We start from the raw sequence: 26,617 nt of genomic DNA, 5'->3' as shown, positions 1-26,617 counted from the left end.
GCATATTTTTATCTATGCTTTTTCTTGAAAACGATTACAAAAATTGATATAGTAAGATTAAAGAACACATTACAAAGGAGGTCTCTTATGAAAGACACCTATAAGAAACGCTTATATACTCAGGTTCTTAGCCTGTCAGCCGCAGCCCTTCTAGCTGTTCTAGCCCAAGGAAACGTAGCTGCCGATACGCTAAATCCGACTGAAGCGCAACAAGAAGCAAGTCCAGTAAGTAGTCTTGTCGAAAATCCTACTCCTGTCAGTGCCGAGAAAACAGAAGATCATTCTGATCAACCTCAGGCAGATACTGCTAATAAGGAAACTCAGCCTGTAGCTGAATCGGATAAGACTACAAGCGAAACGGCTACTAGCCCAGCCACAGGAGCAGAAAACAAAAAGGAAACTAGCTCTGAAAACACTACTGCACCTGATAAGCCTGAAACACGCGCAGCTAGCAGTGAAGACTCAAAGGTTCAACTTGCGGACAGCAAGGTTTATATGTCTGAAAAAGCCAACATTGAGGAAACCATTCAAGAACAAGGTGCCAAAGCCAACAAAATTAGTTGGACACTCGATAACAAGCCAATTAGCGAGTGGAAAACATGGAAGATGGAAGACGGCACATTCTCTGGAGATCCCTTTGTAACCATAGAAGAAAAAGTCGAAGGAAATGACCTCAAGCTATCTCTGAAATTTAACGAACTATTTGGCCAAGATCTGAGTTTACGGACACCCAACAATATTCGCAGAACCTACCGCAACTTTATGGGAAATCATGAATTAGTCGGGGTCAGCGAAGATTTGGGACTTACTATTCGCAAAAACATTGTCCTAAGACCATATGAAGACTTCCATACCCACGATGAAATGCTGGCCTCTATCGAAAAGAGTCGACAAGAAGCTAAAGATGATCGTTTGGTTCAAATCGAAACGATTGGCAAGAGTGCGCAAGGACGAGATGTTAAACTGGGAATTATTAGCTCCGATCAGAAGAGCATTGATGACTACCTCAATACAACCAATCCAAAAGCCCTCACAAAGCCTGCCGAAATGCTGGCTGCCTTAAAGAACGGTAAACTGGATTATAAGCTCCCAGTCCTTATCAACAATACCCACGCTGATGAACAGCCCGCCATCGACATCATCACTGGACTTTTCAATACCTTTGCTACTAAAGATCTTATTTCTTTCCAGACAACTGATGCCAATGGGCTTGCCAAAAATGTTACTCTTAGTGTCAAGGAACTCCTCAAGAAATTTATTTTCTTATTTGACTTCACAGAAAATCCGGACGGAGATGTTGCCAATACTCGTGCACTAGCTAACGGAATTGACCCAAACCGGGACACAAGTTATCAGGCCAACCCTGAAACTCGAACTGTCGCTGGTCTCATCAATAAATGGAATCCTATTGCTCTATATGACATCCATGGATTCGTTAAAGAATTCTTGATCGAACCAGCAACACCACCTCATGATCCCAACTTCGAATATGACCTCTTGTCAGAAAATATGCTGGAAAACGCCCACCACATGGGACGTGCCGGCGTTGCTAACTCTAAGTATGACAGCTATATTATCCCTAAACTAGACTGGGGTGATGGCTGGGACGATTCCTTCTCCGGCTATACTGGAGTTTACGCTATGTACCATGGTATCTTAGGGCATACAATCGAAATACCTGAAGGAAATCAAGAGTCCTATAAAGCTGGATACCACGCAGTATTGGGAGGTATTTCTTACTTATCTCAAAACCCAGATAAATTGATGGAAATGCGCCTCAACTTCTATCTAAGAGGTATCAATAAGGTAGAAGATCCTAAAGCAGAGAATGAATTAGTAGGACCTGATGGTAAGGTTGTTGGACGGATCAAGAATGGTCAAAAGAAATTCTTCCCTGACTATTATGTCATTCCGATGGGACTTGATAAAAACAATGACTCCCAACAAGCCTTCAATATGATTGAATACTTCAAGAGAAATGGTGTCACTCTTAAAGAATTGAAGGAAGATGTAGGCAACTATAAGAAAGGGGACCTGGTTGTTGATATGGCCCAAGCCAAACGAGGCTATGCCAACCATATCCTTTATAAAGGTTCTAATGAATCCGCTTGGTCAGCTATGTATGCCGAACTTTTAGTGAATTTCCCAGACATGCGTGGCTTTAAAGCGGAAGCAGTCTTCAAAGATAAACTCTTTGACGGAAAATTAGGAGACGTAACGGCTCTTCGTGCTACTCGTACAAGCGAAATTAACCACTCGGCTCCTTACTACGTGATCGCAAATACATCCGACAGTGCCGTAAAAGCTGTTAACCAAGCTATTCGCCAAGGAAAGAAAGTCTATCTAACAGACGATGGCTATATCGTTGATACACCGACATTCGAAAACCTGCTGGGAGATTATGCCATCTACGGGGATGCACTCTATAAGGTTCCTAACGGCCCAAGCCTGAAAGCCCTGAAAGTCTATTCACCTCCTCATCAATTTTATTGGGCAGGTGTTGATTCGCCTACACATACAGCTCTAGCACTAAAAAATCTAGGCTTTGATCTTGTCGACACACCAGAGGAAGCTGATGTTGTTGTTTTAGAAAGCAATAATTTTGACAAATCTCTGGTCGGTCTCAAGCCAACCATCGTCGTTGGTGGTTCTGCTATGCAAAGATTAGAAAAACTGGGTCTTATCGACGGATTTGACGCTGAAAAATTCTCTGGTGGCAGTGATTTTGAAGGCCTCATGAAAGCAATTATAGATGATCAAGACCCACTGACTAGTGGCTATAATAAGAACGACCTCTTCTATTCTAACTCAGGAAACTGGATTGCCAAGGTCCCAGCTAACTTCAAAACTTTGGCAACAATCGCTGGCAGTGATTACTATATAGCTGGATGGTGGCCAGGCAACGAAAAACTGGCTAACAAAATTGTAGCTATCTCTGGAAAATACAATGAAAACCCATTATTAGTATATGCTGGAAATCCTACCAACCGCTTGCATACAATTCACTTCTACCGTTGGATATCCAATGCTGTCTTTGGTAGTCAGTTGGCAAACTTGACAGATTATATTTTGCCAAATCCAACTCCAAATCCAATTCCTCAACCTCAGCCATTAACGCCTCCTACTTACCAGGCTCCAAGCAAGACTTATCAAGCTCCAAATCAAACAAGACTTGATTTTAAACCTGCAACTAAAGTTGACCCTGTTCAAGAGATTTCTTTGACCAATAGCAGAGATTCTCTTCCAAAAACTGGAACACAGGAAATGACTGAAGGCTTCAAGCTAGCAAGTATTTTAATCGCTTGCTCTGCTGGACTCTTCCTTTTGAAGAAAAAGGAAGACTAATACTTAAAAACACACCTCCCAATTGATGCGGGAGGTGTATTTTTAGTTATAAGCTTTGTTATTTTTCCACATAGATATGAAGTGGATAGGTCGGATAGGCCAAGTCACGCGCCAACTCTGAAGTCACATAACCTGCCGGTGCATCTAACACAGAAGGGATTCGATTGACGATAGTGGCACAGGTCAAGGCTACAGTATCAGGCTTGCTGACTGAGAAGACTAAATTTGGCTCACCAGTAATTTCCCAATCACACATATCTCCGTCATTTTCACGATAGACCTTGCCAATACACTCTACTTCTAACTCAATTCCCTGATGGGTATGAATGGTTGTCACAGCTGACATACCCGTTACTTGCCCCGCCGGAACTGTACGTCCCAGCGTTTCAGAATAAACATCTTCATCCAAAATGTAAGGAACACTCTTTTGTGAAATATCCTGAATGGTCCAGTTCATCTTAGAGCAAATAGCTTCAGCAGCATTCCACATATAGGACGGCAGACTCTCAGCACTGGCAATTTCCTTTTCAAATCGCTCTGAATCGTAACCAGCACCATGCGCTTCTGCTAAAGCCAGACCATAATCTTCCACATTATAGCTGACAATCCCTTTCACCTTTTGAATGTGATTAAGGCCAGACATAGCCAAGCAAGGCATATTAATCCAGTAAATATCCTGCATGCCTGAACCCATTACAGTGACACCATATTCTTTGGCCAGCTTGTCCAAGCGGTTTGTTTCGGATGGCGATGTCGTCCAAGGATAGATAGCTTCCTCACAGGTCGTGATGATATTAACTCCATGTTTGATGGCTCTTTCAAAAAAATCATACATTTCCGGCATATAGGAAGCAATGGTGACAATGGCAATGTCAGCGTCACACTCTCCAAAGACACGTTCAGCATTATCAGAAATCAGGACACCAGTCTTATAGCCTAGCTCTGCAAAATCACCAACATCCTGTCCTACTACAGCAGGATTGTTATCAATAGCTCCGACAATTTCTACACCGTGATCCAGTAGGTACTTGAAAATCACTTTAGACATCTTGCCGCAGCCATACTGGACAGCACGAATTTTTGTATTTCTCATGGCAAACCCTCCATTAATTGTTATTATTTTCACAATTATAGTATAATATCTCTAGTAACTAGAGAGTCAATAGAGGGTTTTAAAAAATGAAAAAAATTTTGCGTATCGGAGAATTTTCCCAAATAAATCAGATTTCCATCCAAACTCTACGATTCTATGACCAAATCGGTCTTTTAAAACCCTATAAAGTCGATCCAGAAACCAACTATCGCTACTATCACATCAATCAATCTTCTCTGGTTGACTCCATCCAGTACCTGCGTCAACTGAATTTTTCTCTAGAAGACATCAAAGAAATCCTATCTGACAAGGACCATTTTCAACTGCGCCAGCTTATCGAAGAGCGCTATCAGCGCCTTCTAGAGGAAAAAGAGGATTTAGAAAAACAAATCCAAGAAATCGAAATCTTTCGGTCTGGTGCCCGTATCTATGGCGAAAAACAGAGCGAGCAAGAACTGGAAATCCAAACTTTTCCTGAACGGCAGCTGCTTATTTTTGAAATTGCTCAAAATATTTATCAAATGAAAAGTGAAGAATACGAACTTGCTCTCCGCTGCTTCAAGCAAGAAATCCTGCGTTACAGTCCTTTTTTCACTCATTTCAGCCGTGTTGGTTCCATTATGAAACAAGAAGATTTCCAAAAAGAAAGATGGATTTCCAAGCAACTCTGTCTCTTCCATCATACTCCCAATGAACTCCCTCACTTAAATCGAATGTTGCTACCGGCAGGAAATTATGCTGTTGCTTACTGCTCTTCCTTTGCAGATGAACTTAAAGTTCTGCCGCATTTTTACCAGGCTCTGACCCAAGCTGGACATACTCCTGTGGGCGATTATATCTGCGAGGTCATTCATGAACAGCCACAACTCCAGGAGCAGCACCGCGATATGTTCATCCGGATGCAAGTTCGGATAGAGAATTAAAAAGCAAGCAGATGGATGTAGCGGAATTTCTTGCCAGATACTGGAGCATGCTCAGCCAAAAACGAATCACTTCACAAGCCGTAATTATATCAAAAAAGGACGGGAAAACACCCATCCTTTTTATGTGCAAATAACCATTGCTTAGCACCTTAGTCTCCTTGTTTCTTCCTTCCAGCTAGAAGACCCATTCCCAGAAAAGCTAAACCAGCCAGAGGCAGAAACTTATCTTCTTGAGTGCCAGTCTTAGGCAGAGCTGAGTCGGGAGCTGACTGCAATCTCGACGTCGGAATAACTTTTCCTTCCTCACCTTGCTTCAGAGCTTGAGGCTGGGTCCTTGTCAAAGGCTGTTTAGTACTTTCAGCCACCACCACCTTGCTGCCAACTTCTACTAGTTCGTCAACTGCTAGAGAGAGCACTTCCTGACCGAGGATGGTTCTCTGACCCTTCAAGACTTCTACAAAGACTCGCTTTTGACCCTTTTGGCCGGCTACAAGTATCCGCCGCTGCCCTTGTTCCAGTTCTGGATTTTCCTGTTCTCGGGTCTGATATGCAATCTCTTCCATTACGATTTCTAAGAAAGGCTTTTCTTCCACTAGATCCTTTATCCCTTCTTCTGGAGTGACCTGATGACTTGGTTTCACAGCCAGAGTAGCAAGAGCTGTCTTCAGATCCTGTTCTGCTCTATCTAAATCTGCCTGCTCCGCTTTTTCATCTGCCAAGAGAGTCTGGGCTCGAGCCAAGGCTGAATGGTAAGCCTGAACTGCCTCATCTGTGTAGAGGCTTGGATCTAGACTAGCCGTACTGTCTACCACTTTCTGCAGAGAAGCCTTATTAACTGCTGGGGCATGAAGATTGGTCACAAAGAAATTGCGAGCTTCCAAATCCCCATCCCAGAGTCCCAGACCGACGTAGGCATCATTATAATAAGGCTCAACCGCATCAAATTGGTGGTTCAGGTATTCTACACCGTCCACAGATACACTGACACCATTTTTAGTTTTCACTAGCTTAACATGGTGGAACTGGCCGTCATTAAGATGCTTGCTATTCATGCTATTTTCTGCAATCGTCTCCCCCATAAAGCGGTAAAGTCTAATCTTATCATTATCGCCAAATTGAATAGAATAGGCATTGCGAGGGTCAACATTTTCAGACGCATAGAAAATATTAATCAAGCCTTTTTGATACTTGAGCTCCACATCCAAGTTATACTCAGGGAAAGGAATCTTCTGACCTCCCATATAATAATCATTGGCGCTGGTATTCTGATTATAGAGACTTTCACCGTCGACATACCACTTACCGGAAACAGCTTTTAGATCTGGAACATTGGTCTTAAAGTCATTACGGCTAATATTGATGGTGAAGACCTTGGAAAGGCTTGGATTTTCCTTAGAGGTCGCCGTTACCTTGACCACACCCCTTTGCAGAGCAGTCACTCGCAGCTTATTGCCATCTTCCATGACAGAGACCAAGTCTGGCTGATCCACACTCCAGCTGACCGCTTGAGAGACACTTGCTGGCATGATATATGCTTTCAAATCCAAACTATCGCCGACATAAATATTATTTGTTACAGGAGAAGCCTGCACTAGTTCCAGTGGTTTGGTCACTGCCTGTTTGTCTTTCCAGATGCCCTTCAGCGGATAAAGAGCAATGTCAGCCTTAGCTGCACCACCTTCTACAAAAACACTAGCCGCAAGGCTATTTGGTGCAGGGAAAATCTGATTGGCACCCGCTACAGTATACCCTTTTGCAAAGACTTCTAGGCTGGAGCGATCCACATAGAGATGCAGATCTATGCTGCCATCCGCATTGCGCTTGACAGACTGACTATCCACCTGAGCAAATTTATTACTGAGAAGAATGCCGGACTGGCTGCGGTCAATAGAGAGTGTTTCCTTTTCTAAATCATAGGTAACTCTAGTCACTTCTCCATCTCCAACCCGCAGGTTAAAACCGACTTTCTTGGTCGTTTCACTCGGACGGAAAGTAGAGACAATTTCATACTGATCACCGGAAAAATCTTTCAACAGCCCATTCTTCTCACTAACTTCCACGTCTTTATACAACACAGCCTTGTCTTCCTGACGCAGAGACTGATAAGCTGTAATTGGCGTCTGAGTCAGCCGATAGCTGCCGTCTTGCTTGATAAGGCCTAGTTTGAGGTTAAGATTGAAGGTCCCGTTGAACTTCTGACCGACGGTATCAGCTACCAGATTACAGTAATCTTCCCAGGTATTCATCCAGTTAGACGCGATAATGTCGGGTAGGGTTGGATTAGCCTTACTACCAAAGTCCTGAACGTAGTAAGTCATGGCCGCATAAGAATCTTTACCAAAGTTCATGACCTGATCAGCCTGAGCAAACTCAGCATCTGGGACAAAGGTCCACTTGCCCTCCATCTGTCTAAAATCACCGACCTTATAGGAGCGCCCGCCACGAGACAGGACCCATTTTAGACTACCATCATCTGCCAGTAGAGGATAGAGATCTGGGCACTCCGTATGGAGATCCGCATAAGTTGACTCGACCTTCCAATTACGCAGATTATCAGACGAATAAATTCTCAGCGGTCCGCCTGCAACGACCATAAACCATTTGCCCTCCCAACGGAAGACCTTGGGATCACGAAAATCCTGAGACTGCAATGGATCATCCGTCCAGTCAGCTGCAATTTGATCAAGCTTCGTCCAAGTCCGGCCCTCATCTTTACTATAGGCCAACTTGATGCGCTGACCGTTTCCGTCGGCAGTAATCAGTGCGACTAAACCGCCCTGGTCATTGTCAAATAAACCAGAGGAATTGGTAGTATCTGCTACGATAGAGCCTGAGAACATAGCCCCATTAGCATCCGGATAAAAGGCAATCGGCTGTTCTTCCCAATGAATCAAATCCTTGCTGGTCGCATGACCCCAGTGCATAGGTCCCCACTTGGTATCGTCGTAAAACTGATAGAAGAAATGATAGACTCCCTTATAATAAACCAGCCCGTTGGGATCATTGGCCCAACCGTCCTTGACCGAATAGTGGTACTGACCGCGATAGAGCTCATTGTAGTATACCTCATCTGCCTGCCGACGATGGACATTGAGCCGGTAAGTCAGGCTGACCTCCTGCCCATCCGCATCCGTCACAGTGCTGGTTACAGTCAGATAGTTTGCCCCCACTGCCAGCGGAATATTCTTCAAATCACTATAAACCCTACCTGCAGCATCCGTCACGCTTACCTTAGCAGCAGGATTTTTCGCTACGACAGTCAAGTCTACAGTCTCAGCATCATGTTTGACATACTGGATGGTAATAGGAGCAGTAAACTGACCTTTCTGTTCCACTTTCCCAACCGAAGAAGTCACCCTTATATCCTCCAACTCGGGATTAGACTGAGGAGTGATTTCTTTATAAAAGGTATTTTGAAAAAGCAGCTCACTGTTCCAGTTAAGTAAGCCAAAATAGCCTTCTGACAGATAAGTATTCTGCCCCTTATCATCTCTCTGAAGCGTGTAATCTCCTGAGCTGGCCACTAGTATATCATTGACATAGTAAGATACCCAAGAGCCGATAGAAACGACCTTGAGCCGATATTTATTGTCATCCGTTGGCTCAATATGTTTTTCATTGATAAACTGATAATCACGCCCGCCTTGCCAACGCCAAAACTTCACATTGTTGCTGCCACCATCAATATTAACTGCATAGCTGCTCTTGTCATCCGGATTATTATTACTGCGGAAAATGAGGGCTGCCGCCCCTTCCTTACTGAGGAAAGTTACATCCGTTGAGTAAACAAAATCCTTACCCTGACTTTGAGAGTAAAGGAAACTATCACCTTTGCCTCTGGCATCACTATAAAGTCCTTGCTCTCGGACTTCCCAAACTCCATTTTTGTCTCCCTTGGCTTCTGCCAAATTAGTATTGAAGCCTGGCTGCTTATCTACAGTCTCTATGGCAGGGAGTTTTTCCGAAGCAACTTCCTTCGCTGCTGGCTGTTCGTCTTCTTCCTGTTTGGTCTCTTTAGCATTTGCTGTGGCTTGATTTTCCTTATCAGCCTTTTGATTGGCTGACTCTACTGCTGCATCCTGACCACTCGCTTCCATCGCAGCAGTCTCTCCAGCTACAGAGTTTTCTGTCTTATCGGCATTACTTGTAGGAGCAGCTGTTTGCCCACTTTCAGGCTCCGAGACAGCTGATGAATCAGCCTGCAAGACCTGAGCAGGGGCCGGATTAGCCTTACCCTCATCTGCATAAACCACTCCACCGCCATCTAACAAGAAAGCTCCAAAAGCCAGCAGGGCACACCCAAAAAACCAACGCTTACCGCTTTTTCTCATAAACCAATTTTTACACACTTTTTCCTGATGATTTTTCATGACACACCTCAATATTCTAAAAATAAAGTCAGACTCCTCACAACCAAATTACTTCTACATAACGCACTCCTTTCACCTTTTCTTGTTCAAAATGAACACCTTGTTTAGCACCTAACTCCTTTATAAAAAAGAAGCAATTTCAATAATCTAAATATAACAAATCTTTGTATGCGCTTCATCTAACGTTTGTCACAAAAACAAAATGACAGATGTCATATTTTAGAAATGAAGAAAAAACAAAAAGCCTCCAAAACGGAAAGCTTTTGTTTGTTTTAAATTTATTCTGAATAGGATGCTACCAGCTCGTTCTTTAGATATTCTGCCAAATGCTGATGAGCAAAAATCCCTGCTTTTTCTTCAGCTGTAGGATTATAGTTGGTATTGGTGTTCACATCATAGACATAGAACTGACCCGCCTCTGACTCTACCCACTCAATAGCAGCCACATCAATACCAGCCTGAGCTAAGAAGGTTTCATAAGCCTGTCTTTGACTAGCAGGTAGCGGATCTGTGATTTGAAACTTATCCGATGTTTCCAACTGAGCAGGTCTTTGTCCAATCTGACACCCATCTGCCGGACAAAGCTGAAAACCATCTGATGAATCAATCGACACTGTATAAAGAAACTTCTGATTGATGAATTCCGAACGACGAATACGACCATCCACCGGCTTGATATAAGCCTGAAGCAGAGTAATCCCATCCACAGAAGGCTCAAAAGCAGGACTGTCTACATAAGCTTTTAATTCTGCCTCACTATTAAAGAGTTGCACTCCCAAACCTTTCCCAGCGCGATTATGCTTGGTAATCAGAGGATAAATATTGAGTTTTCTAGCTGCTTCCAGAATATTGTCCTGCCCCAAAACAGCTACAGTCTCTGGAGAAGCAATCCCAGCTTCAGAAAGCTTCAAATATTGCTTAATTTTGCTAATTTCTAGATTGATAGCTCCAGTACCATTGACGACCTTACGGCCATGAGCTTCCAGCCAAGCCAGAACCTGCTCTGTAAATTCTGGTGCGTAGCGATGACCTCGAGTATGAGAAGAGGCTGACATCCGATTATAGAAAATTCCTGCTGGAGGCGGACTCTGCAGATCTAAGATCCCACTTGACAAATCCCACAGCTCATAAGGGACATTTTTCTCCTCTAGCCACTTGACCAAGTGCTGCGTCCACTCCAAATTTTCATGAATAACGTATACTTTTGCTTGACTCATAAGTCTTCTCTCCTTTAAGAATACCGAACAGCCAGTTCGCTGCTTTTTGATTCTTCCACTACGTGACCTTCTGTTTTTTCAATCACACTCACAGCCAAAGCCTGTCCTAGAACATTGAGGGCAGTACGACCGGCATTAACAAAGAAATCAACCGCAAAAATCAAGGCAACTCCTTCCACTGGCAATCCCAATTGAGGCGCTGCAGCCAGCAAGACAACAATCGCTCCAGAAGGCACTGTTGCAGCAGTCTTTCCAACCAAGGTTAAAAGTAAGATGGTAAATAAGAGACCAGAAATAGAAAATGCAATTCCATAAGCATGAGCGATAAAGATAGTAGCTACCGAGAAATAAACAGCAGCTCCCTCAAGATTAAAAGTATACCCCAAAGGCACAACCAGGTCGATGACATGTTCGTCGTGACCCTGCTTCTTTAAATCTTTTAACAGGGGTGGCAGAACAACACTGGAGCTACCAGAAACAAAAGCCAAAGTCAAGAGGCTCCAGTTCTGACGAATGCTTGTCAGATAAGGAACTCCGAAAACCAATGCAATCAAAGGAAAAATCACTAAAGCTAGAACCACATAGGCCAGATAAGTTCCTGCTACAAATTGACCCAAACCAATCAACTTATCAACTCCTGTTGTGGCTACATCTTTGGCAATAAAACCAAAGATCCCAATTGGTGATAGCTTGATAATCACACCGACAATTTTGTATATCGCCTCAATCCAAATTTGCAATAAATCAATAAACTTCTGTGACTTGTCTTCCTTAAGACTTCCAAGACCATAAGCCAAGAATATCGCAAAGACGATGATAGGAAGCAAAGCCCCTTCAGAAAGCGACTTAACAATATTAGCCGGAATGAAACTGAGAAAGAACTCATTTAACTGGATACTCTTAGCAATCCCATCAATATTTCCTCCAGTCTGACCGATATTGACACCTTGACCAAAACCTAGATAATAAGCAGCAAAGACAAAGATCAAAGTAATCACCGTCGTGACACCAAAGAAATAGAGCAAACTCTTTGTCAAAAGCTTCCCAAAAGATTTCTTACCAATCACACCAGCCACCGCTACAACAACCACAGGAAATACCAACGGAATAATCACCATATTAATCAGACTGATAAAAGCTTGTCCCAAGAATTGATAGAAAGCCGAAAACTGCGGCCAAATCAATGCCGTTAGCACACCCAGAATCAAGGCAATCAAGAGTTGCAACCCCAAAGAAACCTTTGACCATAAAGAAAAAATTTTCATCCCCAAACTCCTTTTTCTATTTTGATAGCTATTCTACTATGATTCTCCCAACCTGGCTAATATATATTTTCTATGAAAGTAATAGAAGAATTTTATGGGAGAGCCAAATAGGTAAAAAAAAGACACCCAGGAGAAAATTCTTGAATGTCTGTACAGATCGATAACTCCATTGGTTCTGCCAGTAAACTAGAAATGATGATATTATGGTCTCGTTATCTCAAATACTGCTGTATGCACCCACTCATTATGAATTTGTAAGTCATTTTCTATAATCTTACTAAATGTAAAACCATTTTTTAAAAGCACTCTCTGAGAAGCCAGATTATCCCTTGCAGTTCCCGCAATGATCTTATTTAAACCATAAGTATGAAATGCCTTGTCTAAAACAAGTTTAACCGCTTCGCTTGCATAGCCTAAATTAGTGTAATTTTCTCCAATCCTATATCCAAGTTCCGCTGTTTTTTGATCATTCTCTAAGACACTTAAATTGATCCTTCCGACCAAAGCACCTTGCGAATCTCTAATAAGATGCATGTAGACATCCCGACTCGTTTGTTCCGTTAACAATTCCCTTGTAATTTCTTTAAAACCTTCTAAATCAAAATAGTTAGTTGGTCTAGGAGGCAAACTCTGCTCAAAATACTCCCGATTTTCTTTTTCAAAAGAATAGACATCTATACTATTTTCTTCAGAAAGTAGCTCTAAACTTATCAATGTAAAGCACCTCCCATCATCATCTACATCCATATTTTCTGATGTTTACCCAAAATAGTACCCCTATATTTTGCTAATTCTTCATATATCTCAAATAATTTTGCAACAGTACACTATGAACTATGCCTTACCTCTGTTTTGATGGCTTTGAAAAAATTAGTAAATATATTCCAAATACAAACTTAATTGCTGAGTCAATATATGCGATCACCTCTAATGGAATATCCGTAAAAATATATCCTACAGAAATATTAATGACACAAATAAGACCTAAAGATATCATTGATTTTCCATGTACAAAATAATACGGAAAAAAATGTAGTGCAGTTGCCATTAATGCCCCCAACCAAATTAATCTCCAATTTTCAGTCGCAAAAAAAGGACCACCTAGTAAAAACATTAAAATAAATAGTAAAAAAATAGCATATAACGATACTTTATTTTGAAATGTATTTGAAGAACCGTTGGATAATCTATTCAATACTTTTTTATTCATATTGATTGAGAAAAAACTAATAACATACCCAATACTAAACACTGGCATATTTATTATTTGTTTCCCTCCTGTTAAGGTAGCTACTGAAATAATCACCGCTACTACAATTAACCATAGTCCACATGCTCTCTTATAATTAAATTCTAACTTTTCATCTTTATTGTAATTTAAAAAAGCCATAAATACCTCCAGCAACCTCAAATAATTTCTCTTATTATACCACTAGATTATTATTTATTTAAAAATTTTGTGATAGAGTGAGGATATTATGACATCGTCACAATTAACAATTCAAAACACCAATATTTCAATCATAAAAATCATGTTGATTTTTGGACAGAAGATGAATTTCGAAAAGTAATACAATCCCTTGATGAAGCAAATTACTTTTTCAAATAAATACATTGATAGAAGTAACAAATTGTTTTATAATAGCTTGAATTCAAAATTAGGAGAAATGTTTATGAAATTCTATTCATACGACTATGTACTGAGTCAGATAAGCCAACAGAATTGGATCATGATTCTTATATCAACCTTGTTGGTTTTTGTGACTGGATTTTTCGCCTTCAAAGCTTATAAAAATAAACAAGGAAGCAAGTTTCGTGAATTATCCATTATTTCTATTTTAACTTTAGTTGCCTTTGTTCTGATTGCCATTAGTAATTTCCAAAACAATCAATCAAATGATAATCAATTTCGTAGTTCCTTGCACTTTATTGAAATTGTCTCAAAAGAACTAGGAGTTGAAAAAGAAGAAGTTTATGTCAATACTTCGGCTATGACTGACGGGGCAATTATTAAGGTTGGGAAACAATTCTACCGCGCCATTGGCGGAACAGAACAAGATAACTATCTGTTAGAAAAAATTGAATTATATAAGTCAGACGTTGAACTTGTGGAGGTTGAAAAATAATGAGCTTTTTTATCACAATTGCTATTAAGTTAGCTTTGGGACTTGTTTCCTTAGTTTTTGTTATTAATGTAACAGGAAAAGGAAATCTTGCGCCAAATTCGGCAACAGACCAGGTACAAAACTTCATTCTTGGTGGAATTATTGGCGGGGTCATCTACAATAGTTCGATAACAATCCTTCAATATGCTGTTATTCTAATTATTTGGACGATTCTTATCCTGCTATTAAAATGGCTTAACACCAATGTTTCCTACATCAAGCACTTGATTGATGGAAAGCCAACCATCATCATCAAAAATGGACAATTAGATCCAGAAGCTTGTCGCTCAAAAGGACTTTCAGCATCAGATGTCGCTCTTAAATTACGTTCTCAAGGAGTCTTTCAATTGAAAGAAGTCAAAAGAGCCGTAATTGAGCAAAATGGCCAATTAATCATTGTGAGAATGGGTGATGAAAATCCTAAGTACCCTATCGTTACCGATGGTGTTGTTCAGATTGAAATTTTAGAGACTATTGGTAAAACTGAAGAATGGTTAATGGATGAACTCAAAAAAGAAGGATTTGACGATGTATCAGATATCTTCATTGCAGAATATGACAAAGGCGAAATCAATGTGGTGACCTATTAACCCATCATTATTTGCTGTCTAATAATGACTCGTTCCTGCTTTCAGAATACCGTAGCAATAATTTGACTTATCATTTTAAAAAGAATATACTCGTAATAATCTGAGATGAATATATTTAATTTTTAAAATCAACTGTATTGAATTCAGAGAAACAAATCATTCACTTAATGGAGGTGACACTATGTCATTAGAAGAAAAATTTAACCAAGCCAAAGGTTCTGTTAAAGAAGGAGTCGGTAAATTAACTGGCGATACAAAAACACAAGCTGAAGGCGTTGCTGAAAAAGTTGCTTCAAAAGCAAAAGAAGTTGCAGAAGATGCTAAAGGTGCAGTTGAAGGAGCTATCGAAGGCGTTAAAAACATTATCAAAAAAGACGATAAATAATCATCGTCTGTCGTTCTTATAAAAAACACTCTTATCCTACGGTTTTAGTAGAACTATGGATGAGGGTGTTTTTAAATATTGCTAAGGCATTTGATTTTAGAATATAAGAAAAGCATCCCAATAAGGAGATGCTTGGAATAGACCTAAATAAATTTTAACGTATTGAGGCAAACGACTTCGTCGAATTGCAGCTGTATTTCTAAGTGGCTAAAGCCACAACAACTACGTCGACTGCCACAATTTAGGATGAAAGCACAAAAAGAACACCTCGAAAGGTGCTCTTTTTAAATATTGTAATTCTTTCGAATTAACGTTTACTAAATTGTGATGCTTTACGAGCTTTCTTAAGACCTAGTTTGGAAAGTACGAGTTTCAGTTGGATTAAAAATAGCGTAATATCAAGGCTTTTCAGAACGTTATCTACTCATTCATTTCATAAAATTTGAATCAATAAATTATAAATAGGGGAATAGTTTAGGTCTGTAAGCATTAAAATAATACACCTAACTTTGGGCACCGTTTTCTAGTTATTCACTCTTTTTTCAGATAGTGTTTTTAAAGTTATGATGTAAAATGCCGCAATTAAAACACTATACATCATAATCGGAGGATAGAAAATTAAGGATAGAATCAATCCCACTCCTTTAATTATTAGGTCAGGTATCAATAACTTTCTATATTGTGCGGTAGCTTCAAGTAATTCTTTCTGATCTATATTGGGTTTATCAATTACTTTATGTAAAAACCAGTTTGCTACCGTTGAAACAATAACGATCAGTCCATAAAAGAGCTGTGCCGTATGATTCATGAAATGACTACTAACTATTCCAGTAGCATAGGGCATAAATGAAACAAAAAATAAAAGAAACAAATTCCACCAAACAATTTGTTGAGAAATTTTCTCAACCTTTTCCCACAATGTATTTAGTGCCATCCATAACGATCCCAACCAGAAAAAAGAAAGAAAATAAGCAAAGAAATTTTGCCGTAAATCCCAAAAAGCTTGAAGACTTGGTGTCGTTGGTTTTTCTAATTCTAAGATTAGGATAGTCATTATAATTGCTAGAACCGCATCTGTCAATGCAATTAATCTATCTTTCTTCATCAGATTACATCGCCTTTCATTTTGTAGCATTCTATCTCATCGTATAATATTTATTAATCTTAAATATTGGATAGTCACTTCATATTTTGAGTACAAACAGGATACACTAAAAAGCATGTATCTGTCATATTTTATTTAACTTTAGAAATATTCATCCATCTAATCAATAAATATATCATATTTCACAATAAATGACTACTATCAAAGATACATTTTCTTTCAGATTTCTTCCTTTTCAACTTGGCTAACTTGACCTGCATTACCTAGGTCGCTTTGCTTTAAATTATACTTTTTTCTTAAACATTTGCTATGAGTAGTCTTTCTTGTGAGTAATTTTCATCAAAAAATTTCATAGATAAGTCCTATATATAATCATGATAAAGTAGTAAAAATAGTTGTTATCCTAGTTGATTAAAAAAGTCTTTGATTTCCTCATCTTTTATAAAATAATATATAATTTTCCCCTCTCTTCTAGTATCCAAGATGTTTTGATTGGCTAGTTTACGAAGATGGTGGGAGGCAGATGCCATACTGAGATTTAGTAAACAGGCTATATCACAGACACAGAGTTCTTCAACAGCAAGGAGATAAAAGATGATATTTATCTGTTTATTATCGGTAAATTTTGATAAAATGCGAAGTGATTTTTGGACTTTTTCCTTTTTAAGGTAGTTCGTTGCGGTTTTAACATTTTGTTGATTAATAACATCCACTTGACAGATACTATCTTTTTTCATAATTTTTTCTCCTAGCCTAACACAGCCCTTAGCATGTCAAAGCTGTTGTTTTCAATCAGGATATACATCCCCAATCCTAAATAGACAACGGCAATAAACCATCTGCTATATTTTTCCAAAGTTTCTCCAACAGAAGGGACTTGTGCCAATTTTTGGGCAGAAAAAACCAAGAGATAAATCATGACTAGAAAGGTAAGTAAAGCCACAATCAAATTCGCTAAATTTAAGGTAATAAAATATGGGACAAAAACACCAATATTGTCAGCACCACAACTTGCAAAAGTAATCATAGCGACTAGAAAAATCAGGTTTTTATTATCTTTGCGCAAACCATCTTTTGCAATAGCTTCTCCATCAGAATCTCCTAAAAGCAAAACTTTGAGTCCTAGGAAAATTGGAATCAAACCGAGCAAACCTAAAATCTCTTTACTAGGAATATAATTTAAGACAAATGCAAAAAGCAAACTTAGGAATATTAGACTAACAGAGCCTAGAAATTGTCCTAAATAGATGTTAATGATGTCCTTTCTGCTTTTTCTTTTGGCAAAAAATAACATTAGGATAATAAGTAAGTCTACAGCTGTCCCAGAATACAGGATTATTGAAGTAACAATATTTTGAATCATAAAACACCTCATTCAAATATATTTTTGAATGTATTCTAACATTAAACTTTGTAGATGTCAACTTAAAATCCACCAATTAATAATTGCATGTCAATATTTGTATTGTGAAACTAGTTTCAGAAATATATAGTCTTAAAGTATGTCCACTGCCAATGGTTTTTTCAATATTTAAGAGGAGATTTATAATGGTTCATTTCTATAAATTTATAAACGAGTTATATATTTTGTTTAACCAATTATTAACTATTTTTATCAATAATCACTTCATTAATTTGTACTTTTTAATTTTGATTTATTTTTCGTGCATATTTTATATGAATTTAATTCTAATACATTTTAAATAAAAAATACGCAATTTTAATTGGCACTGACCCCCGTAAATGAGAATTAAATAAAAACACCTCCAAGTTGGATTCGGTACAATATAATCAAATGCTCATGGAGGTGGCTTTTTATGGTTAAAAAACGTGTGGAGACGGTGGTATTATTGTCAAGAAAATAGAATAACATGCTATAAAACTGTCGAAATAGGTGGCTTTTAGGATTTTAACAGAAATCAGTTCTATAATAAATTAAAAATCGTGTTGGTAGAAAAATCGTCTACTTCTACCAACACGATTTTACAAAGAGCCATTACTTACATCTCTTTTTCTCCTGTAAAACTATTGTATCTTGATACTTTAAGGAGTTTCAATCATTCGATCTGTTAACCGTTATTTTTTGGATCTAAACTTAATAACATAGCATTAATGGCGACGATGACTGTTGACACAGACATTAGGATTGCTCCTAATGCAGGGCTTAATGTGATACCAATAGGAGCCAAAATTCCTGCAGCTAGAGGGATAGCTATAAAGTTATAACCAGCTCCCCAAAATAGGTTTTGTTTCATTTTACGAGTTGTTTTGTGTGCTAATTCAATGAATGATTCAATATCTCCTGGATCTGATTGAGTCAATATGACATCAGCTGAATCCAATGCAACTTGAGTTCCAGCACCTATAGCTATACCAACATCTGCTAAGGCAAGAGAAGGAGCATCATTTACACCATCACCTACCATGATAACTTTCTTTCCTTCATCTTTAAGTGTTTTAACTAACTCATATTTGTCTTGTGGAGATTGATTTGATCTATATTCAATCCCTAAATCTACTGCCGCGCCTTGAGCCGCTTTTTCATTATCACCTGTTGCCATAATTGGTTGAATATTGTTCTTTTTAAGAGCTTTAATTAACTCTTTACTCGTTGGTTTTAATTCGTCCCCTAAAGCTACAGCACCAATGGCATCATCGTTTTCTACTAAGACACTAAGAGTTGCTCCTTTTGGAATATCCATATCAAGATTACGTCCATAGGCTTTTTGACTGATTAATTGGTAACGGTGCCAACCTGCTTTACCCTCTACTCCAGCACCGGAAATCACATCAATCGAATCAAAAGATGCTGGACGAATATTTTGCTGCTCGGCGAAACTTATAATTGATTGAGCAATTGGGTGGCTAGATCCTCCTTCAATACCTGCCAATAAGGCAATGATTTCCTCTTTTGTATATTTGTCATTAAGAAGTTTTACATCTAATACTTTAAATTCACCAGTTGTTAAAGTACCCGTTTTATCTAAAATCATCACATCTGCATCTTGAGCTATTTCTAAGGCTTGGCGGTCTTTTACTAGTAAGCCACGGCTAGCTCCTAAGCTTGTGCTACGGGCGGTTACCAATGGAATAGCCAGACCCAATGCGTGCGGACAAGCAATAACTAATGTAGTAATAGTAAATATAACTGCCGTTGGGATATCTCCAATAATCATCCACACTACAAAAGCAATTAGCGCGACAATAACAGCAATATAGAAGAGCCACCCTGCAACCTTTTGAGCAATATTTTCTGCTCTGGAAGGCTGACTTTGAGCTTGGCTGATTAAATTCTGAACTTGAGAGATGAAGGATTGATCACCTGTCTCATTCACTTTAATATAAAGAACCCCTTCTCCATTTGTTGAGCCCCCGATTACTTCATCGCCAGGGCCTTTTTTAACTGCTTTTGATTCTCCAGTCAAAAGAGCTTCATTTAAACGTGATTCGCCACGCTCAATAATCCCGTCTGCTGGCACATTTTCTCCGGCTTGAACACGAATTAAATCACCTACCTGTAAGTCAGCAACTGGTCGTGTTTCAATTGAATCGTCTTCTAATACAACGTGAGCATCTTTCGGCACTAACTTAGCCAATTCTGCTTGTGCGTCTCCTGCTTCTCCAATAGCTTTCATCTCAATCCAGTGACCTAATAGCATGATTAATAGTAATGAAGCAAATTCAAAGAAAAAGTCCATCACGTGTTCACCCGTTACGTAGGTAATGATCACAGCATAAATACTGTATAAATATGAAACACTTAAACCTAAAGAAACGAGTGCCATCATTCCAGGTTCTTTTTGTTTAAATTCGTCAACTGCACCTTGATAGAATGGACGTCCACCATAAATAATTAATATAGTAGATAAAATAGCTACTACAATATCAGAATATGGAAAAGTAAACTGGAATGGTAGTTCAAATCCATGCAAAGGGACTAAGAGCATAATAATGATTCCTAGTGGCAATGACTTTAAGAAAAGTTCCTTAAAGCTTCCGTGATGATGGTGGGCATGCCCACTGTGTCCGCTGTGATCATGTCCACTGTGCCCGCCGTGATCATGTCCACTGTGCCCGCTGTGATCATGTCCACTGTGCCCGCTGTGATCATGCCCACTGTGCCCGCTGTGGTCATGCCCAGCATGATGTACTTGATGTTGATCCTTATGGTATCCATGTTCATCTGTGATTCCATGCTCGTGTTTTAACTTATCCATGTCGTCATAATCATGGTGATTATGGGACGAATATTTGTTGTCATTATTCATTTTAAATTCCTCCTTATGCTTAATGATGATGTAAATGACATTCGCATTGTCCTTCTGGACAATTGCAATCCACTTCTTCTACTGCGAAAGATTTTTTCATCTCTAATATTTTTTCTAGTCGATCTATATCATCGAAGCTTAAAACATGATCTTCAATGATGCTTCCTATTACATTTCCGACTTTCTTATTGCAAATACGGTTAAAAATATCTTCTGCATAATCCCTTACGGCTTCTGTCTCTTCAATATTGGCAGTGTAAATAAACTTTCTACCTTCATGCTCTGTATTTAGTACGCCTTTTCCAACTAATCGACCTAAGATCGTTTTGATAGTGGATTGTGTCCAGTCCATTTTTTCTTGCAATACGGAAATGACTTTTTTACTAGTTACTCGATTATTTGCCCAAACTACACGCATGACTTCCCATTCTGCATCTGTGATATAAGTATTAAATTCTATTGTGCTCATTCTCCTTCCCCCTAGTCGTTTACAGATGTAAACAAATATGTTTAAAATAAGTTTACCGTTGTAAACGAATTATGTCAAGTCTTTTTATTAAATTCTCACTTTTTGGGGTCAGTCCCTTAAAACATGCTATTTTTATCATTGATAAATATTAATAGCTAACTTTCCGAAAAATAAGTATTTTGCGACTAAAGTCGTTAGAGCTAGCCTAATTGTGTACCGCCAGTTCTCATACAAAAAATACCTTGCAAGTTGCAAAGTATTTTCGTTTGTATTGTGCTTCCCAGCAACGAATTAACGTTTTGAGAATTGTGATGCTTTACGAGCTTTTTTCAAGCCTGGCTTGGAAAGTATGAGTTTCAGTTGGACTAAAAACAACGTCATATCAAGGCTTTTCAGAATGATATCTACTGATTAATTTCATAAAATATGAATCAATATTTTTTAAATAGGGGAATATACTACCCTCTTTTATACGATCACTTCCATTATCCCTTCAATCAGCTCCGTAAAACTTTTTGCCACATAGATAATCTCATCAGGATCATGAATGTAGCAAATAATCTGCCCTTCTTGCCCCTCCTGGTCTGGATCAAAATCAAGCATGAGATAACAAGAATCGCAATATTCCGCAAAAGGAAGCCATTTCTTATTAAAAAGATAGGGTTTAACTCTACTATCACGCATTTCTTCAACATCTTTGCTCGAAAAATAGTCGGGAAATTCCGTTAACAGGGCATCCCTATTTTGAAAATATCTTTTCCCAGCTTCTATTTCCTGCAAACTCATCAGAGAAAAAGCCATTTCTCTTTGGTCAATCACACAGGGTAAGACTGCTAAGAATTTACTGCCGTTTTTGTAGCGATAGACTTCCTTAAGTTCATCGGGGAGAGAAATTCCAAGTCTCTTCTCAAACTCCTGAATTTCCTCCTCAGATGCTCCAGAAATTTCCTGATAATCTTCCAGGTATCCTTCCTCTACAGGATCATCCAAACCCCAGTCTTCAAAAGCTTCACAAATATAAGTTGCTATTTTCTTAACTTGGTCAACTATACACATAAGAACCTCCTTTTTTGATTTCTCTTACCCATCAAATGTTTCATCTCAAAATATGTTCAAAATATTGATAGAATTCCAATTTATTAAATTAGAATATCACAAGAAATACATTAAATACTTATCACTTACTTAAGTTATATCATAATTTATGGCCAAATTCTAACTTTTAATTACCTAACTTGTAAAATTAAGCTAGACAGAAAAAGCATCCCGTATTTTTGATACGAAATGCTTTCAATAAGTGTAAATAAGTTTTAACGTTTACTAAATTGTGATGCTTTACGAGCCTTTTTCAAGCCTGGTTGGAAACATTTCTATTTGAATAAGTTTCAAGATGGGCTTAAAATCAATGTTTTCCCACGTTTTCAGAAAGAACAATTTCATCTAATTTGGATATATTTCATTTAAATAGTGTGAACTTTATCCTAAAAATACACGAATTGAGCTGATAAATACTAAAAAGTTCACACCATTAGTTAAATTATTTTTTGTTACATACATTTTTTTAGATGATAGACCTCCTAATTTATTTCTTATAGCATTTGAGCAAACCTCCGTTATCAAAAAACAACCAGAAAGAANNTTCTTTCTGGTTGTTTTTTTATAAATTGAATTTTCAGTAAAATACTTTACTCATTTATACTACCCCTTACTTCTATGTACTTTCTTTCATCTAAAGAAAAATCTCGTATTCATCAATTTTATTTCGTTATAGGTAAGAAAGAAGAACAAACAAGAAAAACACGGCATAAAAACCTATTCAGTTCATCGTCCTCAATCCTTGTCTGCTTCATTTTCTTTTACGAGATCGTTTTGTGAATCTTTTTCAGAGAGTTTTTGATCGATATACTTGTCAATGTTTTCGTAAAATTCCTTGGTCGTCTCACTATCTAATTTTGTCGAATTATGGACTTGATTGACTTTCAATTGAACAGATTGAATACCGTAAGAGGCTTGTTTTTGGCGAATGGTTTCTAATTCTTCTTCTGAAATTGGATCTCCAACAACCGTCAAGACCAATTCATTATTCCTTGACTTGTAGACTTGATTAATGACCGTATGATTGGCGAACTCTTTTCCTACAAACTGTTTGATCCCTTCTTTTCGCGCTTGATCTATCGTCAGAGTGACTGCTGAATAACTGGCTGGAAGAACCAATAATACAATCAAGGATATCAAGCCAATTTTCATTTTAATGTTTAGCTCTTTAAATGAACTTAAAGGAGATTTTCTCATCAAAATTCTTGTTCCAACAATGTTGGTTAGCATGATAAAGACACAGTTAATCAAGAAAAGATAGAGAGCCCCAAATAAAAATCGTACATTTCCATTAGCTAAACCATAGCCTGCAGTACAGATAGGTAGCATCAAAGCTGTTGCAATGGCTACTCCTGGCACGATATTGTTTGCTTCTTTTTTTCTTGAACCAATGACACCTGCTATCCCACCAGCAATATCAATGAGAACATCCCAAATGGTTGGAGAGGTTCGTGCAATCAACTCGCTACTTGCATAAGATAAGGGAGAAATCCAAAAATACAGAGTCGATACAAGCAAGCTGACCATCTCTTTGAGCTTATTGAAGAAACAATTTCTTGTGTAAATCCTATTTTTCAAACTGTTTTTAAGACCTTTTTGAAAGATAAGGGCAAGATCATAAATGCACTAGAACCGCCCTACTCAAACGCAAAACTAGAAGCTACTAATAACCTCATCAAGATCATCAAACGAAATGCTTTGGCTTCCGGAACTTTAAAACTTCAAAACTAGAATCCTCATTGCATTGAACATCAAAAAGGAGAGAACCAATTTGGTCCTCTCCAGGGTATAATTTTCCATCAACCCACTACAGTTGACAAAGAGCCGTTATTCTCAAATGAGACAACTCCTTTTAGTTTTTATAACCTCAGGTTCTCGGTCTCTTACCTACTTTTAATAGAAAGACTACGAAGGACGATTCTTAAAGTAGTCAGATTGTGCAATATCGAAAGATTAGATGGGCTTAACCAATTTAACAACCCAGATCCAATTAAACTTCCATTTATTACAACTGTTTCTTGAATATTTCTTTGAATTAATTCCTGCAACGATTCAGATAAAGAATTCAATTCCTCGAAGAAATCTAAACGATTATCTAATAATAAAATATCACTCATCTGCTTAGAAATATCAGCACTTTCATTCATCACAACCCCAATATCTGCAAGCGTCAAGGCAGCAGAGTCGTTTAACCCGTCTCCAACCATCAAAATAGTTCGGCCAGCTTTCTGTAATTCCTGAACTAACTGAAACTTACCATCTGGTTTTAAATCAGTATAGACGTTGTCAAATGGCAGATCTTTAACCAACTCTTCTGTTCTAGCCAACGTATCACCAGTTGCCAGAATCAGTTTTTTCCCTTGGCGTTTTAGCTTTTTCAATGCAGCTTTCGCCTCGCTTCTCAAGGGAGTGTGGATACAAAACATCCCAATTAATTCTTTCTTATAAGCCAAAAACAATAAATTGTAATGAGTCTTATATTGCTCAATCAAGGCCAGCTGCTCAGAACTAATTCTTACCTGTTCGTCTTGCATTAGTACATAATTTCCAATGACAACCGATTGACCATCAATTTGCGATTTAATCCCTTTGCTTGCAACATACTGAAGCTTGCCATGCATTTCTTCGTGTTCAATGCCTTCAATTTCAGCTTGTTTAACAATTGCATTGGCAATAGGATGATAGATATGTTCCTCCAAACATGCACTTATTCTTAAAATATCTTTCTCAGTATAATCTCCGAAAGGAAGAACCTTTTCAACCAAAGGATAACTCGTCGTGATGGTACCCGTTTTATCAAACAAGAAAGTATCCACTTCCAGATATTTTTCTAATACATCACCATCTTTAATAACCATTTCTCGATTTAGACCTTCCTTTATGGCCGTAAGGTAGGCTACAGGTGTGGATATTTTTAGAGCACATGAAAAATCCACCAATAAAAAGGAAATGGCTTTTGAAAACGAACCTGTTAACAGATAAGTCAAACCAGCACCTAAGAAGTTATATTTTACAACCTTGTCTGCCATCCTAATAAAATGACGTTGTTTTGTCTTCTTACTCTCTTCAGATTTTTTCATCAGATTGATGAGTTGCAAAATACGACTGTTTATCTGATTATCAGTCACACGAATTCTTAACTCTCCTGTTTCCAAAACAGTATTCGCACATACAGAATCTCCCTCTTTCTTTTCAACAGGGAAGCTCTCTCCAGTCAAGGAACTCTCATTGACCATGCCTAATCCTGAAACCACTTGGCCGTCAAACAAGATTTCATTCCCTTGGGAGACAACTAATACATCACCTACTTGAACATCAGAACTCTTGATGCTGATGACCATGTCTCCCTGCACTAAGAAAACATCACTTTCTTTAGCAAGAAGGCTTTGTTCCAAATCTGTTGCTGTTTTTTTCAAAGACCACTGATCCAGATGATTACCCAGATCAAGCATAAACATGATGTTGCTAGCTGTCTTGGATTGGTTCATAAACAAGGACAACAAAATGGCCGAACAGTCCAAGACTTCCATGGTTAGTTCCTTGCGCGCTAAAGTTTGATAGGCTTCTTTGACATAACCCAAAGCCTGATAACAAGTCCAAATATAACGAATAGGGTAGGGTACAAAACTTCGAAACAGACAACGCTTAATCGCTGCACCCGATACAATTGAATAAGCACTCTCTTCTCTACGAATGGGAAGAGTCATCAAGTCCGAAACTTTCCCCTTATCAATTCTTTTTAAAAAGGCCTCTGCATTTTCTAATACAGAGAAGCCTTCTCTCATACGTAGAGTAAAGTGCTGCTGATCCATATAAAACTGAATAGAGTCGATCCCTTTTTCATCTCTAGCCAAGGAACGAAGATAAGCTTGAATATCCAAGGTCAGTGAAAACGAGGATGACAATCGGATATGTTGATATCCTCTGTGTAGCACTTTAAAAGACATATTATTCACCTATCAGGCTATCTAATTGTTCTTCTTTCTTTTCCTGTTCGTATAAATATTTAGCGTCTTGTAAAACATCATCACCGTGTTGTTTTACAACAGAAACAGATGCATCCAGTCCATCTTTCAATTTGTAACCTTTAGCCAAGGCCTTAGAATAGGCTTTTTTAGCTTCTTTACTTGCTAAGACTTTCAAGCCAAGCGTCCCAAATGCTACCCCTCCTAAGAAGAGAGATGATTTTTTCGCAACTTTTGCGACGTTTAATACTTCTTTTAACATGTTTATTTCCTCCTTGTAACTATTGTAGCGAAAAATGACAGCAAAAGCAATTGCTGATATCTGATATATAGATAAAATTCTCTATACTGATATCTAATTA

19 protein-coding genes and 2 pseudogenes are annotated in these 26,617 nt (G+C 38.4%); 6 read left to right on the top strand and 15 right to left on the bottom strand.

All coding sequences use genetic code 11. The features are described 5' to 3' along the window. Positions 1–87 precede the first annotated feature (87 nt). Positions 88–3,345, top strand: a complete 3,258-nt coding sequence (locus tag AWH02_RS04920; RefSeq protein ID WP_060553064.1) for an LPXTG-anchored zinc carboxypeptidase — start codon at positions 88–90, stop codon at positions 3,343–3,345. Positions 3,346–3,403: 58 nt separating this feature from the next. On the opposite strand, the gene AWH02_RS04915 is transcribed toward AWH02_RS04920, so the two are convergent. Next, positions 3,404–4,438, bottom strand: a complete 1,035-nt coding sequence (locus AWH02_RS04915; protein ID WP_060553065.1) for an NAD(P)H-dependent amine dehydrogenase family protein — start codon at positions 4,436–4,438, stop codon at positions 3,404–3,406. A gap of 86 nt (positions 4,439–4,524) precedes the next feature. Between AWH02_RS04915 and AWH02_RS04910 the strand changes: the two genes are divergently transcribed. After that, complete coding sequence (locus tag AWH02_RS04910) at positions 4,525–5,361, top strand: MerR family transcriptional regulator (RefSeq protein WP_060553066.1); 837 nt, start codon at positions 4,525–4,527, stop codon at positions 5,359–5,361. A gap of 149 nt (positions 5,362–5,510) precedes the next feature. Here the strand turns inward: AWH02_RS04910 and AWH02_RS04905 are convergent, their stop codons facing one another. The 5 genes from AWH02_RS04905 to AWH02_RS04885 all read right to left on the bottom strand — a co-directional run bounded on the left by AWH02_RS04905 (position 5,511) and on the right by AWH02_RS04885 (position 13,603). Continuing rightward, the gene (locus AWH02_RS04905; protein WP_060553067.1) at positions 5,511–9,731 is read right to left on the bottom strand and encodes a GH32 C-terminal domain-containing protein; all 4,221 of its coding nucleotides are present in this window, start codon (positions 9,729–9,731) and stop codon (positions 5,511–5,513) included. A 278-nt stretch (positions 9,732–10,009) separates the two neighbouring features. Continuing rightward, positions 10,010–10,948, bottom strand: a complete 939-nt coding sequence (locus AWH02_RS04900; protein ID WP_060553068.1) for an ATP-grasp domain-containing protein — start codon at positions 10,946–10,948, stop codon at positions 10,010–10,012. A gap of 14 nt (positions 10,949–10,962) precedes the next feature. After that, complete coding sequence (locus AWH02_RS04895; protein WP_060553069.1) at positions 10,963–12,213, bottom strand: dicarboxylate/amino acid:cation symporter; 1,251 nt, start codon at positions 12,211–12,213, stop codon at positions 10,963–10,965. A gap of 201 nt (positions 12,214–12,414) precedes the next feature. Then, on the bottom strand, positions 12,415–12,927 hold the full coding sequence (locus tag AWH02_RS04890) for a GNAT family N-acetyltransferase (RefSeq protein WP_060553311.1): 513 nt from the start codon (positions 12,925–12,927) through the stop codon (positions 12,415–12,417). A 127-nt stretch (positions 12,928–13,054) separates the two neighbouring features. Then, positions 13,055–13,603 (bottom strand): DUF6609 family protein, encoded by a 549-nt coding sequence (locus tag AWH02_RS04885; RefSeq protein WP_011999894.1) that lies wholly within the window; start codon positions 13,601–13,603, stop codon positions 13,055–13,057. Positions 13,604–13,886: 283 nt separating this feature from the next. Between AWH02_RS04885 and AWH02_RS04880 the strand changes: the two genes are divergently transcribed. The 3 genes from AWH02_RS04880 (at position 13,887) to AWH02_RS04870 (ending at position 15,353) form a co-directional block, all read left to right on the top strand. Beyond that, positions 13,887–14,339, top strand: a complete 453-nt coding sequence (locus tag AWH02_RS04880) for a DUF3290 family protein (protein WP_060553070.1) — start codon at positions 13,887–13,889, stop codon at positions 14,337–14,339. After that, complete coding sequence (locus AWH02_RS04875) at positions 14,339–14,968, top strand: DUF421 domain-containing protein (RefSeq protein ID WP_053794149.1); 630 nt, start codon at positions 14,339–14,341, stop codon at positions 14,966–14,968. Before AWH02_RS04880 ends, AWH02_RS04875 begins: the two co-directional genes overlap by 1 nt. A 181-nt stretch (positions 14,969–15,149) precedes the next feature. After that, positions 15,150–15,353, top strand: a complete 204-nt coding sequence (locus AWH02_RS04870) for a CsbD family protein (RefSeq protein ID WP_008808393.1) — start codon at positions 15,150–15,152, stop codon at positions 15,351–15,353. Positions 15,354–15,876: 523 nt separating this feature from the next. Here AWH02_RS04870 and AWH02_RS04865 read toward each other — a convergent pair. The 7 genes and pseudogenes from AWH02_RS04865 to AWH02_RS04835 form a co-directional block, all read right to left on the bottom strand. After that, complete coding sequence (locus AWH02_RS04865; RefSeq protein ID WP_045634328.1) at positions 15,877–16,458, bottom strand: TMEM175 family protein; 582 nt, start codon at positions 16,456–16,458, stop codon at positions 15,877–15,879. A gap of 398 nt (positions 16,459–16,856) precedes the next feature. After that, positions 16,857–17,195 carry a Cd(II)/Zn(II)-sensing metalloregulatory transcriptional regulator CadX gene (gene cadX, locus AWH02_RS04860; RefSeq protein ID WP_060553071.1) on the bottom strand — a complete coding sequence of 113 codons (339 nt, stop codon included), beginning with the start codon at positions 17,193–17,195 and terminating at the stop codon, positions 16,857–16,859. A gap of 11 nt (positions 17,196–17,206) precedes the next feature. Beyond that, positions 17,207–17,821 (bottom strand): CadD family cadmium resistance transporter, encoded by a 615-nt coding sequence (locus AWH02_RS04855; protein ID WP_045634330.1) that lies wholly within the window; start codon positions 17,819–17,821, stop codon positions 17,207–17,209. 706 nt (positions 17,822–18,527) lie between these two features. Continuing rightward, positions 18,528–20,726 carry a heavy metal translocating P-type ATPase gene (locus AWH02_RS04850; RefSeq protein WP_060553072.1) on the bottom strand — a complete coding sequence of 733 codons (2,199 nt, stop codon included), beginning with the start codon at positions 20,724–20,726 and terminating at the stop codon, positions 18,528–18,530. Between the two features lie 19 nt (positions 20,727–20,745). After that, positions 20,746–21,195 (bottom strand): CopY/TcrY family copper transport repressor, encoded by a 450-nt coding sequence (locus AWH02_RS04845; protein WP_045505575.1) that lies wholly within the window; start codon positions 21,193–21,195, stop codon positions 20,746–20,748. A gap of 468 nt (positions 21,196–21,663) precedes the next feature. After that, positions 21,664–22,251: an SMI1/KNR4 family protein gene (locus tag AWH02_RS04840; RefSeq protein ID WP_060553073.1), complete on the bottom strand. Its 588-nt coding sequence runs from the start codon at positions 22,249–22,251 to the stop codon at positions 21,664–21,666. Between the two features lie 774 nt (positions 22,252–23,025). Then, positions 23,026–23,817 (bottom strand): annotated as a pseudogene (locus AWH02_RS04835) (DUF389 domain-containing protein); the annotation flags it as partial. Here AWH02_RS04835 and AWH02_RS10670 point away from each other — a divergent pair. Next, positions 23,803–24,082, top strand: a pseudogene (locus tag AWH02_RS10670) (transposase); the annotation flags it as partial. The pseudogenes AWH02_RS04835 and AWH02_RS10670 overlap by 15 nt on opposite strands. Positions 24,083–24,173: 91 nt before the next feature. Here AWH02_RS10670 and AWH02_RS04830 read toward each other — a convergent pair. Both AWH02_RS04830 and AWH02_RS04825 read right to left on the bottom strand, forming a co-directional pair. Further along, the gene (locus tag AWH02_RS04830) at positions 24,174–26,237 is read right to left on the bottom strand and encodes a heavy metal translocating P-type ATPase (RefSeq protein ID WP_060553074.1); all 2,064 of its coding nucleotides are present in this window, start codon (positions 26,235–26,237) and stop codon (positions 24,174–24,176) included. A gap of 1 nt (position 26,238) precedes the next feature. After that, entirely contained in the window at positions 26,239–26,517 is a 279-nt protein-coding gene (locus AWH02_RS04825; RefSeq protein ID WP_003075836.1) for a DUF6110 family protein, read from the bottom strand. Between the last annotated feature and the right edge of the window lie 100 nt (positions 26,518–26,617).

It is taken from the genome of Streptococcus gordonii, assembly GCF_001553855.1.
Classification (GTDB): domain Bacteria; phylum Bacillota; class Bacilli; order Lactobacillales; family Streptococcaceae; genus Streptococcus; species Streptococcus gordonii.
This window is presented reverse-complemented; position numbering and strand designations above follow the sequence as displayed.

Excerpts from the sequence above, each read along its gene's own strand:
- AWH02_RS04920 (WP_060553064.1), top strand. The coding sequence starts at position 88 with ATGAAAGACACCTATAAGAAACGCTTATATACTCAGGTTCTTAGCCTG.
- AWH02_RS04915 (WP_060553065.1), bottom strand. The coding sequence starts at position 4,438 with ATGAGAAATACAAAAATTCGTGCTGTCCAGTATGGCTGCGGCAAGATG.
- AWH02_RS04910 (WP_060553066.1), top strand. The coding sequence starts at position 4,525 with ATGAAAAAAATTTTGCGTATCGGAGAATTTTCCCAAATAAATCAGATT.
- AWH02_RS04905 (WP_060553067.1), bottom strand. The coding sequence starts at position 9,731 with ATGAAAAATCATCAGGAAAAAGTGTGTAAAAATTGGTTTATGAGAAAA.
- AWH02_RS04900 (WP_060553068.1), bottom strand. The coding sequence starts at position 10,948 with ATGAGTCAAGCAAAAGTATACGTTATTCATGAAAATTTGGAGTGGACG.
- AWH02_RS04895 (WP_060553069.1), bottom strand. The coding sequence starts at position 12,213 with ATGAAAATTTTTTCTTTATGGTCAAAGGTTTCTTTGGGGTTGCAACTC.
- AWH02_RS04885 (WP_011999894.1), bottom strand. The coding sequence starts at position 13,603 with ATGGCTTTTTTAAATTACAATAAAGATGAAAAGTTAGAATTTAATTAT.
- AWH02_RS04880 (WP_060553070.1), top strand. The coding sequence starts at position 13,887 with ATGAAATTCTATTCATACGACTATGTACTGAGTCAGATAAGCCAACAG.
- AWH02_RS04875 (WP_053794149.1), top strand. The coding sequence starts at position 14,339 with ATGAGCTTTTTTATCACAATTGCTATTAAGTTAGCTTTGGGACTTGTT.
- AWH02_RS04870 (WP_008808393.1), top strand. The coding sequence starts at position 15,150 with ATGTCATTAGAAGAAAAATTTAACCAAGCCAAAGGTTCTGTTAAAGAA.
- AWH02_RS04865 (WP_045634328.1), bottom strand. The coding sequence starts at position 16,458 with ATGAAGAAAGATAGATTAATTGCATTGACAGATGCGGTTCTAGCAATT.
- cadX (WP_060553071.1), bottom strand. The coding sequence starts at position 17,195 with ATGAAAAAAGATAGTATCTGTCAAGTGGATGTTATTAATCAACAAAAT.
- AWH02_RS04855 (WP_045634330.1), bottom strand. The coding sequence starts at position 17,821 with ATGATTCAAAATATTGTTACTTCAATAATCCTGTATTCTGGGACAGCT.
- AWH02_RS04850 (WP_060553072.1), bottom strand. The coding sequence starts at position 20,726 with ATGAATAATGACAACAAATATTCGTCCCATAATCACCATGATTATGAC.
- AWH02_RS04845 (WP_045505575.1), bottom strand. The coding sequence starts at position 21,195 with ATGAGCACAATAGAATTTAATACTTATATCACAGATGCAGAATGGGAA.
- AWH02_RS04840 (WP_060553073.1), bottom strand. The coding sequence starts at position 22,251 with ATGTGTATAGTTGACCAAGTTAAGAAAATAGCAACTTATATTTGTGAA.
- AWH02_RS04830 (WP_060553074.1), bottom strand. The coding sequence starts at position 26,237 with ATGTCTTTTAAAGTGCTACACAGAGGATATCAACATATCCGATTGTCA.
- AWH02_RS04825 (WP_003075836.1), bottom strand. The coding sequence starts at position 26,517 with ATGTTAAAAGAAGTATTAAACGTCGCAAAAGTTGCGAAAAAATCATCT.